General features: G+C 50.9%; 18 protein-coding genes. 1 reads left to right on the top strand and 17 read right to left on the bottom strand.

The window, feature by feature from the left end; translation table 11 throughout:
* Nucleotides 1–6: 6 nt before the first annotated feature.
* The 10 genes from H9Q78_RS10785 to H9Q78_RS10740 all read right to left on the bottom strand — a co-directional run bounded on the left by H9Q78_RS10785 (nt 7) and on the right by H9Q78_RS10740 (nt 8,831).
* On the bottom strand, nt 7–936 hold the full coding sequence (locus H9Q78_RS10785; RefSeq protein WP_097770161.1) for a ParB/RepB/Spo0J family partition protein: 930 nt from the start codon (nt 934–936) through the stop codon (nt 7–9).
* The gene (locus H9Q78_RS10780; protein WP_097770162.1) at nt 893–1,714 is read right to left on the bottom strand and encodes a ParA family protein; all 822 of its coding nucleotides are present in this window, start codon (nt 1,712–1,714) and stop codon (nt 893–895) included. The genes H9Q78_RS10785 and H9Q78_RS10780 overlap by 44 nt, the downstream gene beginning before the upstream one ends.
* 468 nt (nt 1,715–2,182) lie before the next feature.
* On the bottom strand, nt 2,183–2,575 hold the full coding sequence (gene rpsI, locus H9Q78_RS10775; RefSeq protein ID WP_249301696.1) for a 30S ribosomal protein S9: 393 nt from the start codon (nt 2,573–2,575) through the stop codon (nt 2,183–2,185).
* Nucleotides 2,576–2,604: 29 nt separating this feature from the next.
* Nucleotides 2,605–3,033 (bottom strand): 50S ribosomal protein L13, encoded by a 429-nt coding sequence (gene rplM, locus H9Q78_RS10770; protein ID WP_147595122.1) that lies wholly within the window; start codon nt 3,031–3,033, stop codon nt 2,605–2,607.
* Between the two features lie 224 nt (nt 3,034–3,257).
* A complete protein-coding gene (locus H9Q78_RS10765; RefSeq protein WP_249301695.1) occupies nt 3,258–3,896 on the bottom strand; it encodes a hypothetical protein in 639 nt (212 codons plus the stop codon).
* A 46-nt stretch (nt 3,897–3,942) separates the two neighbouring features.
* Nucleotides 3,943–4,980 carry a tRNA pseudouridine(38-40) synthase TruA gene (truA, locus tag H9Q78_RS10760; protein ID WP_249301693.1) on the bottom strand — a complete coding sequence of 346 codons (1,038 nt, stop codon included), beginning with the start codon at nt 4,978–4,980 and terminating at the stop codon, nt 3,943–3,945.
* 46 nt (nt 4,981–5,026) lie between these two features.
* The gene (locus tag H9Q78_RS10755; protein WP_249301692.1) at nt 5,027–5,827 is read right to left on the bottom strand and encodes an energy-coupling factor transporter transmembrane component T family protein; all 801 of its coding nucleotides are present in this window, start codon (nt 5,825–5,827) and stop codon (nt 5,027–5,029) included.
* Between the two features lie 6 nt (nt 5,828–5,833).
* Nucleotides 5,834–6,694 (bottom strand): energy-coupling factor transporter ATPase, encoded by an 861-nt coding sequence (locus tag H9Q78_RS10750; RefSeq protein WP_249301690.1) that lies wholly within the window; start codon nt 6,692–6,694, stop codon nt 5,834–5,836.
* Nucleotides 6,695–6,703: 9 nt separating this feature from the next.
* On the bottom strand, nt 6,704–7,570 hold the full coding sequence (locus H9Q78_RS10745; RefSeq protein ID WP_249301688.1) for an energy-coupling factor transporter ATPase: 867 nt from the start codon (nt 7,568–7,570) through the stop codon (nt 6,704–6,706).
* 76 nt (nt 7,571–7,646) lie between these two features.
* Nucleotides 7,647–8,831 (bottom strand): ROK family transcriptional regulator, encoded by a 1,185-nt coding sequence (locus tag H9Q78_RS10740; RefSeq protein WP_249301686.1) that lies wholly within the window; start codon nt 8,829–8,831, stop codon nt 7,647–7,649.
* 187 nt (nt 8,832–9,018) lie between these two features.
* Here H9Q78_RS10740 and H9Q78_RS10735 point away from each other — a divergent pair, with 187 nt between their 5' ends.
* Nucleotides 9,019–9,708: a D-lyxose/D-mannose family sugar isomerase gene (locus H9Q78_RS10735; protein WP_249301685.1), complete on the top strand. Its 690-nt coding sequence runs from the start codon at nt 9,019–9,021 to the stop codon at nt 9,706–9,708.
* A 26-nt stretch (nt 9,709–9,734) separates the two neighbouring features.
* Here H9Q78_RS10735 and H9Q78_RS10730 read toward each other — a convergent pair whose 3' ends face one another.
* From H9Q78_RS10730 to H9Q78_RS10700, 7 genes are all read right to left on the bottom strand, one after another.
* Nucleotides 9,735–10,079, bottom strand: a complete 345-nt coding sequence (locus tag H9Q78_RS10730; protein ID WP_249301683.1) for a TIGR04076 family protein — start codon at nt 10,077–10,079, stop codon at nt 9,735–9,737.
* Between the two features lie 10 nt (nt 10,080–10,089).
* Nucleotides 10,090–10,974 (bottom strand): YitT family protein, encoded by an 885-nt coding sequence (locus H9Q78_RS10725; RefSeq protein WP_249301681.1) that lies wholly within the window; start codon nt 10,972–10,974, stop codon nt 10,090–10,092.
* Between the two features lie 184 nt (nt 10,975–11,158).
* Entirely contained in the window at nt 11,159–12,703 is a 1,545-nt protein-coding gene (locus tag H9Q78_RS10720; protein WP_249301679.1) for an FGGY-family carbohydrate kinase, read from the bottom strand.
* A gap of 2 nt (nt 12,704–12,705) precedes the next feature.
* Nucleotides 12,706–13,551, bottom strand: a complete 846-nt coding sequence (locus H9Q78_RS10715; protein ID WP_249301676.1) for a class II fructose-bisphosphate aldolase — start codon at nt 13,549–13,551, stop codon at nt 12,706–12,708.
* 58 nt (nt 13,552–13,609) lie between these two features.
* Entirely contained in the window at nt 13,610–14,107 is a 498-nt protein-coding gene (locus tag H9Q78_RS10710) for an ureidoglycolate lyase (RefSeq protein ID WP_249301674.1), read from the bottom strand.
* Between the two features lie 22 nt (nt 14,108–14,129).
* Nucleotides 14,130–15,113 (bottom strand): ABC transporter permease, encoded by a 984-nt coding sequence (locus H9Q78_RS10705; protein WP_249301672.1) that lies wholly within the window; start codon nt 15,111–15,113, stop codon nt 14,130–14,132.
* Nucleotides 15,110–16,606 (bottom strand): sugar ABC transporter ATP-binding protein, encoded by a 1,497-nt coding sequence (locus H9Q78_RS10700; RefSeq protein WP_249301671.1) that lies wholly within the window; start codon nt 16,604–16,606, stop codon nt 15,110–15,112. Before H9Q78_RS10700 ends, H9Q78_RS10705 begins: the two co-directional genes overlap by 4 nt.
* Nucleotides 16,607–16,656 lie beyond the last annotated feature (50 nt).

The raw sequence follows: 16,656 nt of genomic DNA, 5'->3' as shown, positions 1-16,656 counted from the left end.
CTCCTTTCATCGTTCCTGATCTCTCTGGCGTTTTTTCTGCCACTGTTCCAGCAGCTTGATAATAGTTTCCTGCATCCGCTGGGGCGTATAGCTTTTAGGGAAATACTTCCGCAAGGTGTCAGAGGTAAATGTCACTCGGTCCAGATCGCTTTTCTTTTCCTCACCCATGATGACACGCATCATATCGAGGGTCAGATGCCCCTCCTGACTGTATTTCTTGAGCCGCTGGGCTTGAGAAAGAGAAGGGGTAGCCTGTTCGCTGTCCATCGCGTCCAGCAGGTCTACCTGTTCTTCCTTTTTGAGAAAGGACAGCTCATAGGCAGGGTTCAGGGCAATCTTCTTTTCATCCACCATATCCATCAATTCAGGAATCAACTCTGTCAGACGGATATAGCGCTGAATTTGATTTCGACTTTGCCCCACCTGTTCAGCAAGCAACTGGTCTGATCGCTTTTGTGTCCCAACTTGGGACACATTTTCTTTACTCGGTCTGCCAGCCTGTCTTTTCATGGCATCCAGCTTCATCTTGTAGGCAAAGGCTCTTTCACTTGGGAGCAAGCTTTCTCGCTGCAAGTTGCTGTCAACCATAATGATCGTGGCGGCATCATCATCCAAATCCCGAACAATGACCGGCATGGTCTCCTTGCCTGCCAGCTCACTGGCTCTGTGCCGCCTGTGTCCGGCTACCAGCTCATAACCGCCCTCTGGGTCCGGTCGAGCAATCGCCGGAACCAGAACGCCATACTGCTTGATACTGTCAGCGGTCTCCATCATGGCTTCGTCATCCTTGACTTTGAATGGGTGGTTCCTAAAGGGATGCAGCTCAGACAGCGGAATCTCCTGAATCTTTTCCAGCTTTGCATCTTGACGGCCTTCTTCGGTGGAGAATAGATCATCTACCGAGGCCAGCTCTATTTTTTTCGCGCTGCTTTTCAAGTTTCAACACCTCCTTCGTCAGATTTCGATACCCCTCTGCCACTTTGCCGCCAGGATCATGGGCGAAAATACTTTTTCCCTCTGCGCTAATTTCCTTTGCCCGGACAGAGTGGGGAATCTCTGTGCCGAATACTTTGATCTTGCTGCCATAGGTCTCACGCAGGAGCGCGGAGATCTCTTTGGCAAAGTTGGTTCGGCTGTCCACCATCGTCAGCAGGATACCGTCTATCTGGAGCTTGGGGTTGATCTGCCGCTTTACCTTGTTTACCGTGGAGAGCAGCTGTTCCAGCCCTTTGGCGGGCAGATACTCCGCCTGAACGGGAATGATGATCCTGTTCGCAGCGGCCAGCGCATTGACTGTGAGCATACCCAGGGAGGGCTGGCAGTCGATGAGGATATGGGAGTATTGCCCCTTCAGCGTGTCCAGATATTGCCGCAAGATAGTCTCACGGCTCATGGCGTTTACCAGGGATACCTCCATACCGGATAACTGGATGTCCGCAGGCATCAGGTCTACACCCTCTGGGTGGTGCAGGATACCCTCGCCGGGACGAAGCGGCTCATCCATCAGGATACGCCCCATAGCGTCCGACAGCGTAAAGGGCAGCTTGTCCGGCTGGGGATGGCCCAGGCTGATTGTCAGGCTCCCTTGCGGGTCCCCGTCGATCAGCAGGACTTTCTTTCCGGCCTGCGCCAGCCCGATTCCCAAGTTGGCACAGGTCGTTGTCTTGCCAACGCCGCCTTTCTGGTTGGCAATGGCGATGATTTGCGTGTTCATTGACTTCACCTCATTTCTAATTATTGCTGTTGCTTCTGGAAATAGAAAAAGCCGCCACTTCAAAATCATAAAGTGACGGCCCTTTCTAATGCCGGAATCTCTGAAACAAAAAAGCACCCAGTTATTTGTTACTGAGTGCCTGCATTAGAATCGTATTTAATTGTTCAGATTTGGTCAGATTATGCCAAACCCTCCAGCGAAAAATCCGGTGTCTGAGAGTGCCAAAATCACCCTCAAAAATACCCCCGAAATTGCTCTCTGGTTGTCCTATTTTTTAACCACTAAGGCCGTTTTTTGACCCCATTTTTGGCGGTTGTCCTATATTTAACCACTAAAAATTGGGTGAAAACGGCTCTCGTTTTGCCAAATTTGGTCAAACTATATCAGCCCATTTAGGTATAAGAAAACCCCGGAAAACCTTGATTTTCCGGGGTTTTTGAACCATTTTGATATAGTCTGAGCAGTCGATTATCGCTTGCTGAACTGCGGAGCGCGACGTGCTGCTTTGAGACCGTATTTCTTTCTTTCCTTCATACGAGGGTCTCTGGTCAGGAAACCTGCTTTTTTCAGAGCCGGACGGTAATCGCCGTCTGCCTGGAGAAGCGCTCTGGAAATGCCGTGACGGACAGCTCCGGCCTGGCCGGTGAAGCCGCCGCCTCTTACGTTTACCATCACGTCAAATTTTCCTTCTGTCTCGGTGGCCGCGAAGGGCTGGCGTACCACTACCTTCAGCGTTTCAAGACCGAAATAATCATCAATGTCTCTTTTATTTATCGTTATCTTGCCGGTTCCTGCTGTCAGGTAAACTCGCGCGATAGATTTCTTTCTTCTGCCTGTTCCGTAGAATTTTGAATTAGCCACTGTAATTTCCTCCTTTCAGTACCTTCCGATTAAAATGTCAGAGCTTCCGGTTTCTGAGCCTGCTGCTTATGATCAGGTCCAGCGTACACATGAAGCTTGCTATACATTGCTCTGCCTAAAGGTCCCTTGGGAAGCATTCCCTTAACAGCCAGCTCAATAACCTTTTCCGGCTTCTTCGCCATCATTTCCTTCAGTGTGGTCTCTTTCATGCCGCCCACATATTCGGAATGGTTATAATAAATCTTCTGGTCCATTTTCTTACCGGTTACTTTTACTTTTTCAGCGTTAACGATAATCACATAATCTCCAGTATCAATGTGAGGAGTGAACGTAGGTTTGTTCTTTCCTCTCAGGACCGCTGCCACTTCAGATGCCAGACGTCCTAATGTATATGCGGAAGCGTCAACTACATACCATTTTCTCTCAATGGTTGACGGGCTAGCCATAAATGTTTTCATTGGTTTGACCTCCTTGGATTTCACCTTTCAAATACTCAATCTCGCGAATCTGTGCTTCTATTTCCACGGCAGAAAACAGTATTCCGGGGCTTTGGTTACTTATTATCTGCCAATAAATAGACATACGTTTATGGACACTGTTCCAGTGTCACAGCCTTTACATTATATTACACTATGTGGGGTGTGTCAATGCTTTTTTGTCCGTTTTTTGAATGATTCTTCTGTCATTTATATGTATCACATTTCTCCCACATTGTAACATCTGTCCGCTTTACAACATAGATTTTCCCTTCTCCTGCCTCAACCCAACATTCTAAAAGCCGGTTTAATTCACTTCCCGAAGGATATAAACGAATTTTATTTCCAATAAAATCCCCTAAATCAAATTTCAGATCAGGATCAGAGAATAATGACCAAACCTCTTCCAAACCTTCTGCTTCTAATTTATCAAACTCTGTCTCCCGAAATTTTAAAAAACAGTAATTCAAAGTCTTCGCAAGTTCCTCGTCCAAAACTGCTTCATCAAAATCATTGGCATATTTGAGATATCCATCTGTAAAACCGTCTTCATCTGCCCTGGATTCACAATAGAAACGAGTTCCTTCTTCCGATACTACATATACCGCATTTTTATAATAATCCGTCTCGTACTCTAATACATTCGGCCCCACTATAAACTCTTTTCCAGGCCGGACCAATTCTTTATATTGATAACATCCTTCCCACGCCTGCTCGTTTTCTGCCAAAATATTTGCTGTTTCCTTTTTCGTGTCCGGATTGTTCGGTTCCTTATTTTCGCAAGAACTTATTGTAAACACAACAGCTATGGAAGCTAAAACAGCAAGAAATTTGTTTCTCTTCATACCTATCCGCCTTAATCGTAATACAGCCTGGAATATGTGGAGCATTTCAATAGCTTTTGTCCGTTTTTTGAATGATTTTCCAGCCCTGGAGGTCTCCGGAGGCCGCCGGGCGCAGATGATACGGTCCAGCTGCTTCCTCACCATCATGGCCGTTCTCTTCCCGCACCCACAGCTCCTCGGCGCCATCGCGGAAAACCTGCTTTGCGGTGCGGACGATCATCCGCGTTCTCTCCTCTTCACGACAGGAGTGGATGACCATATAGACCCTCTTCTTTTCTTCCAGCTCCGCCTGATACAGGGAATAATCGATCCAGCGGTTGGTATTCCGCAAAAGCGGTTCCGGCTTCCCGGCCGGCCGGATGTCGATCAGCGTCAGGCCCATGGCCGGTGCTTTTACTCCGGCCATCCTCCTGTCCCTGGCATTCAATATCTCCTCCATATGGCCGGGAGGATAAGCGCCCCGCCCGACCTCCATCAATGTCCCTACGATGATTCGCACCATATTGTACAGGAAGCCATTTCCGGTCAGGCGAACCGTGATCCTGTCGCCGTCCTTCGTCACCGAGGCCTCGTATATCTTCCGGATGGTATCCTCCGCCTGGCTCCCCGACGAACAAAAGCTTGAAAAATCGTGCTCTCCCACCAGGCAGGCCGCCGCCTCCTGCATCTTTTCCACATCCAGGGGCCAATGGACAAAATAAGAATCCAGTCTTCTGACCGGATTCGGAAACCGGCGGTTCAGTATCTGGTATTCATATGTTTTCAAGGAACTGCATTTCCTTGGATGATAAAAAGCATCCACTTCCTCCGAAGACTGCACGGCAATGTCCTCCGGCAGCCTCTGGTTCACCGCATAGCAGATCTTCTCCGAAGGAATCTTCGTTTCCGTATCAAATACGGCAATGTTTCCGAGAGCATGTACGCCGGAGTCTGTCCGGCTGGCTCCGATCACATGGATATCCTCCCCTGTCAGCTCCGACAAAGCTTTGTTAAGTACTTCTTCAATGGTCACGCCGTTGGGCTGGTACTGCCAGCCGCAGTAATTGGTGCCGTCGTACGCCACCGTAAGCTTGATCCGCTTCACAGGACCGGCCTCCTTTCCCATTTGCTCTTCTCCCGTACAGCCGGTATTATAAGAAAATCTTAAGCAGGATGATACACGCAAGAAATCCCAGCAGGACCAGATAAGCGGCCCGGTCCCTCGCCGCGTACCGAAGAGGCTTCATTTTTGTCCGCCCTTCTCCGCCATGATAGCATCTCGCTTCCATGGCCATGGCCAAATCCGACGCTCTTCGGAAAGCAGAGATAAAAAGAGGCACAAGGAGAGGAATCATCGCTTTCGCTTTTTTTATCAGCCCGCCGGATTCAAAATCCGCTCCCCTGGCCATCTGAGCCTTCATGATCTTATCCGTCTCCTCCACCAGAATGGGAATGAAACGGAGAGCGATGGACATCATCATCGCAATCTCATGGACCGGCACCCGCACCACCCTCAGGAAGCGAAGGCTCCGCTCCAATCCGTCGGTCAGCTGGTTCGGCGTAGTGGTAAAGGTCAGCAGGGAAGTCCCCATTACCAAAAAAATTAGCCGTACTGCCATCATACCTGAACGCAGAAGCCCCTCGCGGGTGATCTTAAAGACCCAGAATCGGACCAGGACTTCGCCGCTTGTCAGGAACAGGTTGAACACCACGCTGAACAAAAGCAGGAAGATCACCGGCTTCAGCCCTTTCACAATATGCTTCACCGGCACTTTGGAGAGCCGGATCGTACCAAACAGGAATACTGCCGCCAGGATATAGCAGAAAAGATTATCCGCCACAAAAAGGGCGGCGATCAGCACGAGCGTTCCAAACAGCTTTGTTCTGGGGTCCAGTTTATGGACAGGAGACTGTACCGGATAATACTGGCCCAAAGTAATATCTCTCATCATGAGCGTTTATTTCTCTCTTTCTTTACCGAGAGTGCAGAGAATCGCTTCTTCTGCCTCTTCTACGGTGATCACGTCTGTCTTCATGGGAAATCCCGCATCCTTTAAGGCATGGGCAATATAGGTCACCTGCGGCGCCGCAAGTCCCATCTTCTCCAGCTCCTTGTAATGTGCAAACACGGCTTTCGGCGTATCATTGAAAACCAGCTCCCCATGATTCATCACCATGATTCTGTCCACATATTTCGCCACGTCCTCCATACTGTGGGATACCAGTATGACGGTCATGCCCCGTTCCCGGTGCAGCCTCACGACCTGCCCCAGTATCTCGTCCCGCCCTTTGGGGTCCAGTCCTGCCGTTGGTTCATCCAGTATGAGCACCTCCGGCCTCATGGCCAGCACTCCCGCGATGGCCACTCTTCTTTTTTCTCCTCCCGACAGCTCAAAGGGAGACTTTTTATAATAGTTCTCTCCGATGCCGACCAGTGACAGGGCCTCTTTCGCCCGCTCCTCCGTCTCCTCTTTGGAAAGCCCCTGGTTCTTCGGCCCAAAGCACACGTCTGTGAAGACATCCACCTCAAAAAGCTGGTGCTCCGGATACTGGAACACCAGTCCTACCCTGCTCCGCAGCTCCTTCATGGAAAATCCTTCCGCATAAATGCTGCCTCCGTTATACCGGATATCTCCGGAGGTGGCCCGCATCAGTCCGTTCAAATGCTGTATCAGCGTAGATTTGCCAGATCCGGTGTGTCCGATCAGACCGATGAATTCACCGTCCTTTATCTCCAGACTCACATCGTGCAGGGCATCCGTTTCCATGGGGGTGCCTTCGCTGTATTTATACTCCACATGCTCCAATGTAATCGCCATGTCATTTCCTCACTCGCTGTGCTTCCTGTACGTGTCCATGATTTCTGTCACAAACTCCTCCACGGTCAGAATACACGGCCGCATCGGCACGCCCTTTTTCCTCAGCTCATATGCCAGCTCCGTCACCTGAGGCACGTCCAGCCGGTATTTTTTCAGTTCCTCCACGCGGCTGAAGATTTCCTCCGGCACTCCTTCCATGACGATCTCTCCCTCGTCCATGACAATGATCCGGTCCGCATGAATGACCTCTTCCATATAATGGGTGATCAAAATGACCGTAATTCCCTTTTTCTCATTCAGTTCCAGCACCGTGCGTATGACCTCCCGCCGCCCGTTGGGATCCAGCATGGCTGTGGGCTCGTCCAAAACGATACATTTAGGCTCCATGGCCATGACTCCCGCAATGGCCACTCTCTGCTTCTGTCCGCCTGACAGGCGGTTGGGTGAATGAGTGCGGTACGCGCTCATCCCCACCGCTTTCAGGCATTCATCGACCCGCTTCCAGATTTCATCTGTGGGCACACCGATATTCTCCGGTCCAAATCCCACGTCTTCCTCTACCACGCTGGCGATGATCTGATTGTCCGGATTCTGAAACACCATTCCGGCAGTCTGCCGGATATTCCAGAGGTTGTCCTCATCCAGAGAATCCCTGCCCCCAATCCAAATGGTGCCTTCCGTCGGCAGCAGCAAAGCATTCATATGTTTGGCAAGAGTAGATTTGCCCGATCCGTTATGTCCCAGGATAGCCACGAACTCCCCTTCTTTAATATCCAGGCTCACATTCTTGACCGCTTCGCTGACTTCTTCTATTTTTTCTTCTTCATCACGTTTTATATAGTTATATACCAGATTCTTCGTCTTAATGATGCCCATAAACCACCGTCAACTTCCATCGGAATTTCGTTTACATTCTTTCAGACCCTTATTGTACTTGATTCCCTGTAAAAAATCAAGAACAACGTATGCTTCCTCCGCTTTCGCTCCGCCGGATATACTGTTCCAGCACCAGGTTGGCGCCGCTCACGGCTTCTTTGTCCTCCGGCAGCATTGTAACCAGGATCTCTGCCCTGCCTCTGCCTTCCATCGCCTGCTCTCTCACCTTTTTCTGAAGGGCACTCAGCAGCAGCTCCGGCTTGTAGGTGATCTCCCCATTCAGCACCACCGCCTGGATATCCAGAATATTGACCATATTTACGATCAGTGACGACAGATAGCCTGCCTCTTCCCATATGACAGAACGGCCGGCTTCATCCCCGGCCTCGGCAAGATGCACGATTTCTCTCCAGCTGTCGAGCCTCCTGTCCCTTTTCTTCGCGGCTTCCACGATATTGGGGATGGACGCGTATAACTCGGCGCATCCGGTATTCCCGCAGCTGCACTTTGGCCCGTGGATATCGATCGTCATATGCCCGAACTCACTTCCTCTCCCCTCCGGCCACAGGCCTCCTCCCAGGATCAGGCCTCCCCCCAGTCCGGTATCCACCAAAAGCTCCAGAAAGGTTTCATACTTCCCTTTCAGTCCAAACCGGTTCTCTGCCAGAGCATAAGCGCTGGCGTTCTGCTCCAGAAAAACGGGGCAAGAGAATTCCTTCTTATAATAATCTGCAATCTCTACACCCTGCCAAAGTGGGAAATTCGGCGGATTCAATATCTGTCCTCTCCTGCTGTTAAGCGGACCCGGCGCCATGATCCCCATTCCCAAAAGCTCTCCCGCCGGTCTCTTTTCCCTTATCATGGCCTGTATACGCTCCGCAAAAAATTCCATTGCCTCTCCGCTGTCTCTGGCGCCTCCGGCTCTCTTATGCCTCTCCGATACGAGCGGCTGTCCGGAAAAATCACACAGTGCCAGTGTGGCACAATTTCGTTCCAGGCACAGGCTTATGATATAATAGCGGGAACCATTGAGGCCCACAGCCACAGGCTTTCGGCCTACGGATCCCGCCACAGGATCATATTCCCGGACCAGCCCTTCTTCCAGCAGCTCGTCCATGATCCTGCTCACGCCCGCCCTGGTCAGTCCTGTCCTCCTGGAGAGCTCCGCCCTGGAAAGGGGCTCCCTGCTGATATGATCCAGGATTCTTCCCCTGTTGTTGTATTTCATTTCTTCCGCATTGATCGTTGTCCGCGTTCTCATCTCCACCATCCGCTCATATCCATCGCCGTATTGTGCATATATTCCATATCTTCTCTCAATTTCACTTCTATTACTATTTAGAATCAACATCTATTTGTCAATCCAATTGACAATCAATTCCTTTACATGATATAGTTGTCTTAACAATATTTACCATATAAAATCATACTTCAGGAGGAATTCTGCCATGAAACGTTCTGAAATCAACAAAGCGATCAAAGCCATGGAAGCTCTCATAAAAGAGCACCATTTTGAGCTCCCCCCTTTCTTCGGCTGGACACCGGAGGAATGGAAGAACAAGGATCACGAATACGATGAAATCCGGGACAATATGCTCGGATGGGATATCACCGATTACGGTGAAGGGCATTTTGATACCCTTGGCTTCTCCCTCGTCACCATCCGCAACGGAAATCAGCATAAAAAGGATCAGTATCCCAAAGTATATGCAGAAAAGCTTCTGATGGTCAATGAAGGACAGTATGCGCCGATGCACTTTCACTGGACCAAGATGGAAGATATCATCAACCGCGGCGGCGGAAACGTTCTGATCCGCGTATATATGGCTGACCGGAATGATGAGGGAAAATACTCGGACGAAGATGTGACTGTCCACACTGACGGACACAAATACACCGTCCCCGCCGGCACCCAGGTCCGCTTAAGGCCCGGAGAAAGCATTACCATTTACCCGTATATGTATCATGATTTCAGCGTAGAGCCCGGAACCGGCGCCGTATTGATCGGAGAAGTATCCATGTGCAACGATGACAATACGGACAACCGCTTCTACGAAAAACTGGGCCGTTTTCCTACTATTGAAGAAGACGAAGCGCCTTACCGCCTGCTCTGCAACGAATATCCAAAAGCAAAATAAAAGCAGCGCGTATGTATTTCAAAGGCTCAGCGGACCGGGGTATAGTCAATCTTCGACTCCTCTGCGGTAGCCTCCAGCTTCATGATCACCGGGCGGAGACCGTCGTTGCAGCTGCAGATGGCCACGCCCGGTTTCCTGATCCAGTCGCCATAGTAAAAAACTCCGTCTCCCGCCCCGTGGGACAATGCAAATACATATTGGTATATGGCTTTCCAGGCTTCGTCACAGAAACCGTCCGGCTTCGCATAATCCGCATAGAAAACCTGCCCTTTTTTCATCATGGGACAGGCCGCCAGCCCTTCCGCCCCATATTCTCTGGCCAATTCCTCATCCAGTGTCGTTTTCAATATGGTGATTTTAACCTTCTTCATGTCATCCTCCTTATCCAAGAATATCTTTTTTCACATCCAGGGCCTTGAATCCTTCCCCGAATACCTCATTGGTCTCCATGACCATAACAAAAGCATCGCTGTCGACCTGATTTACCAGACGCCGCACTTTATACGCCTCCACCTTGGAACAGGCGCACAAAAGCACCTCCCGTTCTTCTTTGGAATAGGTCCCGATCGCCCGAATCATCGTCGATCCTCTTTCAAAGCTTTCACCGATACCCGCCGCGATATCGCTTCCCCTGCCGGAGATGATGATGACCAGCTTGCCCGCTCCGGTCCCGTACATGATCTTGTCGATCACAATGGACGCCATAAAGGTGGACAGAAGGCCGTACAGGACCGCATCCAGCTTTCCAAATACCGGCCATCCGAGCAAGATCACCACCAGATCAATGCTCATGGTCACCATTCCGATGGACAGGTGGGGCCTCAGGACCTTGATGGAGATAGTCAGAAAATCCGTACCTCCGGAGGACGAACCGTGCATGTAGAAAATAGCCAGTCCGGCGCCAAGACACACGCCGGAATACAGGGCCGCCATGATCGGGCTTCCGGTATATATGGGAAAATGAGGAAATATCACATCCAGAAATATGGTGCAGACCGCCATGGAAAAGAAGGATTTCGCCAGGAACTTCTTCCCTAAGATTTTATAGCTCAGCAAAACAAGCGGCACGTTGAGCAAAAGGGTGGTCACACCTATGGGAAGGTGAAACAGATAATTGGCCATCAGGGCCAGACCGGAAATCCCTCCTGGCGCAAAATCTGCGCTTTTTGCAAAAAAATAAATCCCAAGCGCATATAAAAACCCGCCGGCCAAGTCTCCCGCCAGGCTCAAAAGGATGTCCCTTGCCTGCTTTGCTTTCAGATTCATGAAATATCCCGTTCCTTTCCCGGAAATTGCCCGCGGCCATTTCCATTTCCTTCATTATATCATGTAACTCAAGACATGGGAAAGGGGTGAAAGAATATATTCAAAAAGTATTTTGTACTCTGCTTCCAACTTCCATACACGCAAAAGACGCTGCGGCCTTTATGCCGCGGCGTCTTTCTCAATTTTATAGTTTCTGATAAAGCTCTTTCATTGTTTCACGGATCAGGCAGTATTTCTCATACTTTTCCTGATAATCGTTTTCCGGAGCATATCCTCTCGCCGTCTTGACAAATACCTCCGCGGCTTCTTCATAATTTTTATAAGCCCCGTCGGCCACCGCGCAGATCATGGCCAGTCCTGTGATGCCCGCGTCCGGATTGTCCAGAATATGAATGGGCTGGCGCAGCACGTCGGCTTTCATCTGCATGAACAGCGGAGATTTGGAGCATCCTCCGGAAGCCACTATTTTATGGATGGGAAGCCCCACCTTCTTTAGCGTATCAAAGCAGGTCCTGGATTCGAAGCACAGTCCTTCCAGAAGCGCCCGGTACATCTGCGCCCGGCCTGTGTTCACATCCAGCCCGAGGAACACTCCCAGAGCCTGATTTGACGCGTCCATGCTTTTTACCCTGGAGAGATAAGGAAGAAAATACACATCGCCTGAATCCGGCGCACAGTATTCATTCGCCAGATCGTAAATGCTCTTTCCCGCGTTCTCCGGCTTCACCAAAGCCACTTTCCTGCCGCCCATTCCTGAGGACAGCCCGCTTCTCTCCGCCTTAAAATCCGCGCCGAACTCGTTTACGAACCACCGTATGCTGGTGCCATGGGACAGCTGTCCAACGGGAATGATATACTGTCCCGGCTGAATATAAGGCTCAAAGCAAAGCTGATTTTCAAAGAAAGAATCATTAAAATTTTCTTTATGAATGATCAGATTGATGCTTTCCGTGGATCCCTCGCCGGCCATGATATCGCCCGGCTTCACGGCGCCTGACCCTAAAAGGGCGCTGCACTGGTCATGGCATCCCAGGACTATCTTCAGATCATACGGAAGCCCGATTTCTTCCGCCAGTTCCTTCCGTATCCTTCCGACTACCGCACCTGTGGATGCCACCGGGGAGAACTTCTCCACAGGCACCCCGAATTTCTCCCCGATCTCCCGGGACCACTCCAGGTTTCCCGCGTCAAACAGCATGGTCCTGGAGGCGCTGGACTGGTCGATCACCCTTTGCCCGGTCAGCATATATGTGATATAATCGCCGAACATAAAATAATGGGCAGTCTTTTCCACAATCTCCGGCTGATGCTCCTTCAGCCAGATACAGCGGTTCAAGGTGTACATCGGATTCACCGGCACGCCGGTCAGCCCATGGAGATACCTGTCGTCCATTCTGCCGCGGATATATTCCGCCGTTTCCGGTCCCCGCTGGTCCAGATAAGTAATCCCATTCCGGAGGACTCCGCCGTCCTTATCCACCATGACCACGGCTTCCCCGATCGAGGAGACCGCGAGCATGCGGATCTCAACCTCCGGAGACGCGGCTTCTGCCAGCGTTTCCTTTACCGCATTCCACACAGTGGCCGGATTCAGTTCCACCATTCCAGGCTCCGGGCTCTCAAAGCCATATTCCCTGCGGGCCATGGCGAGTATCTTCCCGCTCCGGTCCACCAGAGCCGCTTTGCAGCCGGAGGTTCCCACATCAAGCCCAATATAAACCGCTTTCATACTTATACCCGGAACTGTGTCAGGATATCCAGCCTCTGCTCCGCCACTTTTTCCACGGCTGTCCTTGCTGTCTCCAGCGCGTCCGCGATATCGCAGCGGGCTCCGTGTTCCTTGTAGAACGCATAGAGCGCCTCGTTATAGGCGATAAAGAAGTCGGTCCCGACGTTCAGCTTCGCTATTCCCATGCGGACCATTTCCGTCACGTCCTCATCCGGCGTCCCGGAGCCTCCGTGCACGACGATGGGGCAGGATACCGTATCGATCAGCTCCTTCAGCAGATCAAAGTTGATCTTAGGGGTATACTTATACACGCCGTGAGCCGTCCCGATGGAAACAGCCAGGCAGTCGATGCCGGTATCCTTTACAAATCGTCTCGCTATCTCCGGATCTGTATAGCCCAGAGCGATCTCCTCCGGCGTCCTGTCCGCATCGGAAATGGTGCCCAGCTCCGCTTCCACGGAGATTCCCCTGGCATGTGCCGCCTCTACCACCCGGCAGGTCTCCTTCACATTATAATCATAATCCTCGGAGGCCAGATCGATCATCACTCCGCTGTATCCCGCGTCAATGCAGAGCTTTGCCTGCTCGTAGGAACGTCCGTGATCCAGGCCCATGGCGATTTTCACTTTTGAATGGGTGGAAGCCACTTCCGCGATGGCGCGCATGTAATCCGCCCCGGCGAAATCCACGTGCTTATGATACGTCTGTACGATGATGGGAGCGTCCTTCCGGCTGGCTGCAGACACCAGTGCCTGCAGGATCTCCAGATTCAGAGCATTGAACGCCCCTATTGTGATTTTGTGTTCCTTTGCGTAGTTAAGCAGTTCTACATAATTTGAAAGTGCCATTTTGAATTCCTTTCTCTGCCTTCTGAAGCAGACCTTTCCAAGTTCATGAATTTTTGTCTCACAGGATAATCTCTATGTAATCCTCTTCCGGGAAGTCACATACAATACAGTCGTTTCCATATACCCGCTCCGGCATCACGATCATCAGATGAAGTACGTCGTTGTGGAGAGGGTACGGGGACAGGTGCCATACGCCGGTATTCAGTTTCACCAAAGTCCCTTTCGGCACGATAAACGCCTCTGTCTTCTCCGGAGTGATCACATGTTTGGAAGGCGGCGCCACATGCATCACGGCATCGTCGTCCACGAAGAAGATCCCTTCTCCCGTCCAATTATGGTACTCGGCCGCCTTGATCACCATTTTTTCCGGTCTGTTCACCGTGAGCGGAGAAAACGCGATCTGCTCTCTTCCGCTGACCGACAGGGTCACCGGATCTGGGTAAAAGGCACTTTCTCCTCCGTCAAAACAATTTCCCGAAGGCTCCAGCATACTGGCAAAGCTGCCGTATGGACGGAAACCCTCCACCGTAAGGGGTTTTGCTTGAATCGTCCTCATCGTTTCTCCTTTCTTCCTGCTGTTATTTGGATTTTCCTTTTTCCTTCCTCATGACGTCAAAGAATACGGCCGCCAGGATGATACATCCTTTTGTGATATTCTGCACATACCAGGGCACCTGCAGCATACTCATGCCGTTTGCGAGAACGCCAAGTACGATGGCGCCAAGCAAAGTGCTGCCAATCCTTCCTTCACCGCCCAGGTAGCTGATGCCGCCCAGATAGCAGGCCGCCACCGCGTCAAACTCCATTGCGTTTCCGGTGGTGGGCTGTCCCGTTGTGATTCGGGAACATGAGATGATCCCGCAGACAGCGGCCAGAAAGCCGGAGATCGAGTACACGATCCAAGTCACCTTTTTGATCTTGATGCCGGTGAAGCGGGCTGCCTCCCGGTTTCCGCCGATGGCGTAAACACAGCGCCCAAATTTCGATTTACCCAGCAAAAGGAACATGACAACGAAGATAACCAGCAGGTAGATCACAGGCAGAGGAATGACATTGAACAGATACCCGTTTCCCAGCTGGCCGAACGCAGGATCCACGTTGATCATATTCCCTCTTGTGATGACGTAGCAGCCGCCGCGGCCGATAAGCTGGGTGGCCAGGGTGACTACAAAGGGAGGCAGGGATGTATTCGCCAGCAATGCTCCGTTGAAAACGCCGAACAGGGAACCGGCGGCGAGGGCGCCCAAGATGGCCGCCCAGAACGGAAGGCCCACGCTTGACAGCAGCCATGCACAGAAGCAGGATGTGAATCCGATGACAGAGCCCTGGGAAAGATCGATTCCGTTGATGATGATACAGAGCGTCATACCAAAACCGATGATGCCGGTTATGGAGATCGACCGCATGATATTAAACAGGTTCTTTACCTGCAGGAAGTTCGGCTGCAGGATGGAAATAATGATACACATGGCAATCAGGCCGATCAACATGCCGATGTTATTATTGAGATACTGTTTCACCGGATTTGTCTTCTTCACAGAAACAGCTTTTGCTTCACTCATGATTCAATTCCTCCTATCGCATACTGCATAATGGTCTGCTCCGTGATCTCATCCTTTGCGATCTCCCCGGTGATCTTTCCCTCCCGCAGCACATAAATGCGGTCGCAGAGATTCATAACCTCCGGCATTTCAGAAGAGATCAGGATGACGCCTACGCCCATTTCTACAATCTCATATATCAATTTATATATTTCCTGTTTTGCGCCTACATCGATTCCCCTTGTGGGCTCATCCAGGATCAGCACCTTAGGGTTTGTGACAAGCCATTTCGCCAAAACCACCTTCTGCTGGTTTCCGCCGGACAGATTGACTACCTTTGCGTCATAAGACGGCGTCTTTATTCTGAGGCGCTTTCCGATATTCTCGATGGTCTCGTCGTTCAGCTTCTTATCCAGCTTGATCCCCTTGATGATCTTGCTCAGGATTGGAAGCGTGATATTGAAGCCAACCGTCTGTTTCAAGATCAGCCCCTCATATTTCCGGTCCTCCGGCGCCAGCACGATTCCCTCTTTTGTGGCTTCTGTCGGGTTATTGATGACAATCTTTTTCCCGTCCAGGATCACCGATTCCTTTGTGCTTTTGTCGATTCCAAGAAGAGCCCGCATAAGTTCAGAACGGCCAGCTCCCATCAAGCCGTAAAAGCCCAGGACTTCTCCCTTTCTCAGCTTGAAGCTCGCGTCAAACACCCGGTCGGAATTGATATGATTTGCTTCCAGGAGCACTTCTCCGGGATTCGTTTTATGGGGCGGATAAACATTCTGGATATCACGTCCGACCATCATATTGATCAGTTCTTCGTACGGCAGCTCCTTCGTGACCCTGGTGCCGATATACTGACCGTCCCGCATGACTGTGATCCGGTCGCAGATCTCAAAGATCTCATTCAATTTATGAGAGATAAAAATGATGGTAACGCCTTTCTTTTTCAGCATCCGCATAATATCCATAAGACGCTCCACTTCCGCCGTGGCCAGAGAAGCCGTGGGTTCGTCCATCACCAGGATCTTTATTTCCTCCGACAGGGAACGGCAGATTTCTACCATCTGCTGCTGCGCCACGCTCAGTCTGGAGACGGGCGTATCCGGCTGAAGCTCTTCCATGCCGATCAGCTTGAGAAGCTTCGCCGTTTCCTCAAGCATCGCGGAATCATCCACAAAGTATTTGCTCTTGGACGGAAACTTCCCCATGAAAATATTCTCGGCCACCGTCATATTCTTGGCAAGACTCAGCTCCTGATGAATCACGCTGATGCCATGTGCCCTTGCCGTTATGACGTTGTCCATCTTCACGGGCTTTCCATCAATGAATATCTCTCCGCCGTCCGGCTGATAGATACCCGCGAGGATTTTGATCAGGGTGGACTTCCCGGCGCCGTTTTCACCGATAAGGGCGTGTATTTCTCCCTTCTCCACCTCAAAGTGAATGTCGTCAAGCGCCTTCACACCAGGGAAGACCTTGTTGACGCCCACCATTCTCAATGCAAGTTCACTCATTTCGCTTACCCCTTCATCGAATAAATTCAGGGCGGAATGTCAAGCATTCC

Source organism: Qiania dongpingensis (genome assembly GCF_014337195.1).
GTDB lineage: Bacteria > Bacillota > Clostridia > Lachnospirales > Lachnospiraceae > Lientehia > Lientehia dongpingensis.
This window is presented reverse-complemented; position numbering and strand designations above follow the sequence as displayed.

Coding starts and splice junctions, on each gene's coding strand:
- H9Q78_RS10740 (WP_249301686.1), bottom strand. CDS start 8,831: ATGAGAACGCGGACAACGATCAATGCGGAAGAAATGAAATACAACAAC.
- H9Q78_RS10755 (WP_249301692.1), bottom strand. CDS start 5,827: ATGATGAGAGATATTACTTTGGGCCAGTATTATCCGGTACAGTCTCCT.
- H9Q78_RS10720 (WP_249301679.1), bottom strand. CDS start 12,703: ATGAAAGCGGTTTATATTGGGCTTGATGTGGGAACCTCCGGCTGCAAA.
- H9Q78_RS10780 (WP_097770162.1), bottom strand. CDS start 1,714: ATGAACACGCAAATCATCGCCATTGCCAACCAGAAAGGCGGCGTTGGC.
- H9Q78_RS10725 (WP_249301681.1), bottom strand. CDS start 10,974: ATGAATCTGAAAGCAAAGCAGGCAAGGGACATCCTTTTGAGCCTGGCG.
- H9Q78_RS10705 (WP_249301672.1), bottom strand. CDS start 15,113: ATGAGTGAAGCAAAAGCTGTTTCTGTGAAGAAGACAAATCCGGTGAAA.
- H9Q78_RS10715 (WP_249301676.1), bottom strand. CDS start 13,551: ATGGCACTTTCAAATTATGTAGAACTGCTTAACTACGCAAAGGAACAC.
- H9Q78_RS10745 (WP_249301688.1), bottom strand. CDS start 7,570: ATGGGCATCATTAAGACGAAGAATCTGGTATATAACTATATAAAACGT.
- H9Q78_RS10730 (WP_249301683.1), bottom strand. CDS start 10,079: ATGAAGAAGGTTAAAATCACCATATTGAAAACGACACTGGATGAGGAA.
- rplM (WP_147595122.1), bottom strand. CDS start 3,033: ATGAAAACATTTATGGCTAGCCCGTCAACCATTGAGAGAAAATGGTAT.
- H9Q78_RS10735 (WP_249301685.1), top strand. CDS start 9,019: ATGAAACGTTCTGAAATCAACAAAGCGATCAAAGCCATGGAAGCTCTC.
- H9Q78_RS10765 (WP_249301695.1), bottom strand. CDS start 3,896: ATGAAGAGAAACAAATTTCTTGCTGTTTTAGCTTCCATAGCTGTTGTG.
- H9Q78_RS10750 (WP_249301690.1), bottom strand. CDS start 6,694: ATGGCGATTACATTGGAGCATGTGGAGTATAAATACAGCGAAGGCACC.
- H9Q78_RS10700 (WP_249301671.1), bottom strand. CDS start 16,606: ATGAGTGAACTTGCATTGAGAATGGTGGGCGTCAACAAGGTCTTCCCT.
- H9Q78_RS10710 (WP_249301674.1), bottom strand. CDS start 14,107: ATGAGGACGATTCAAGCAAAACCCCTTACGGTGGAGGGTTTCCGTCCA.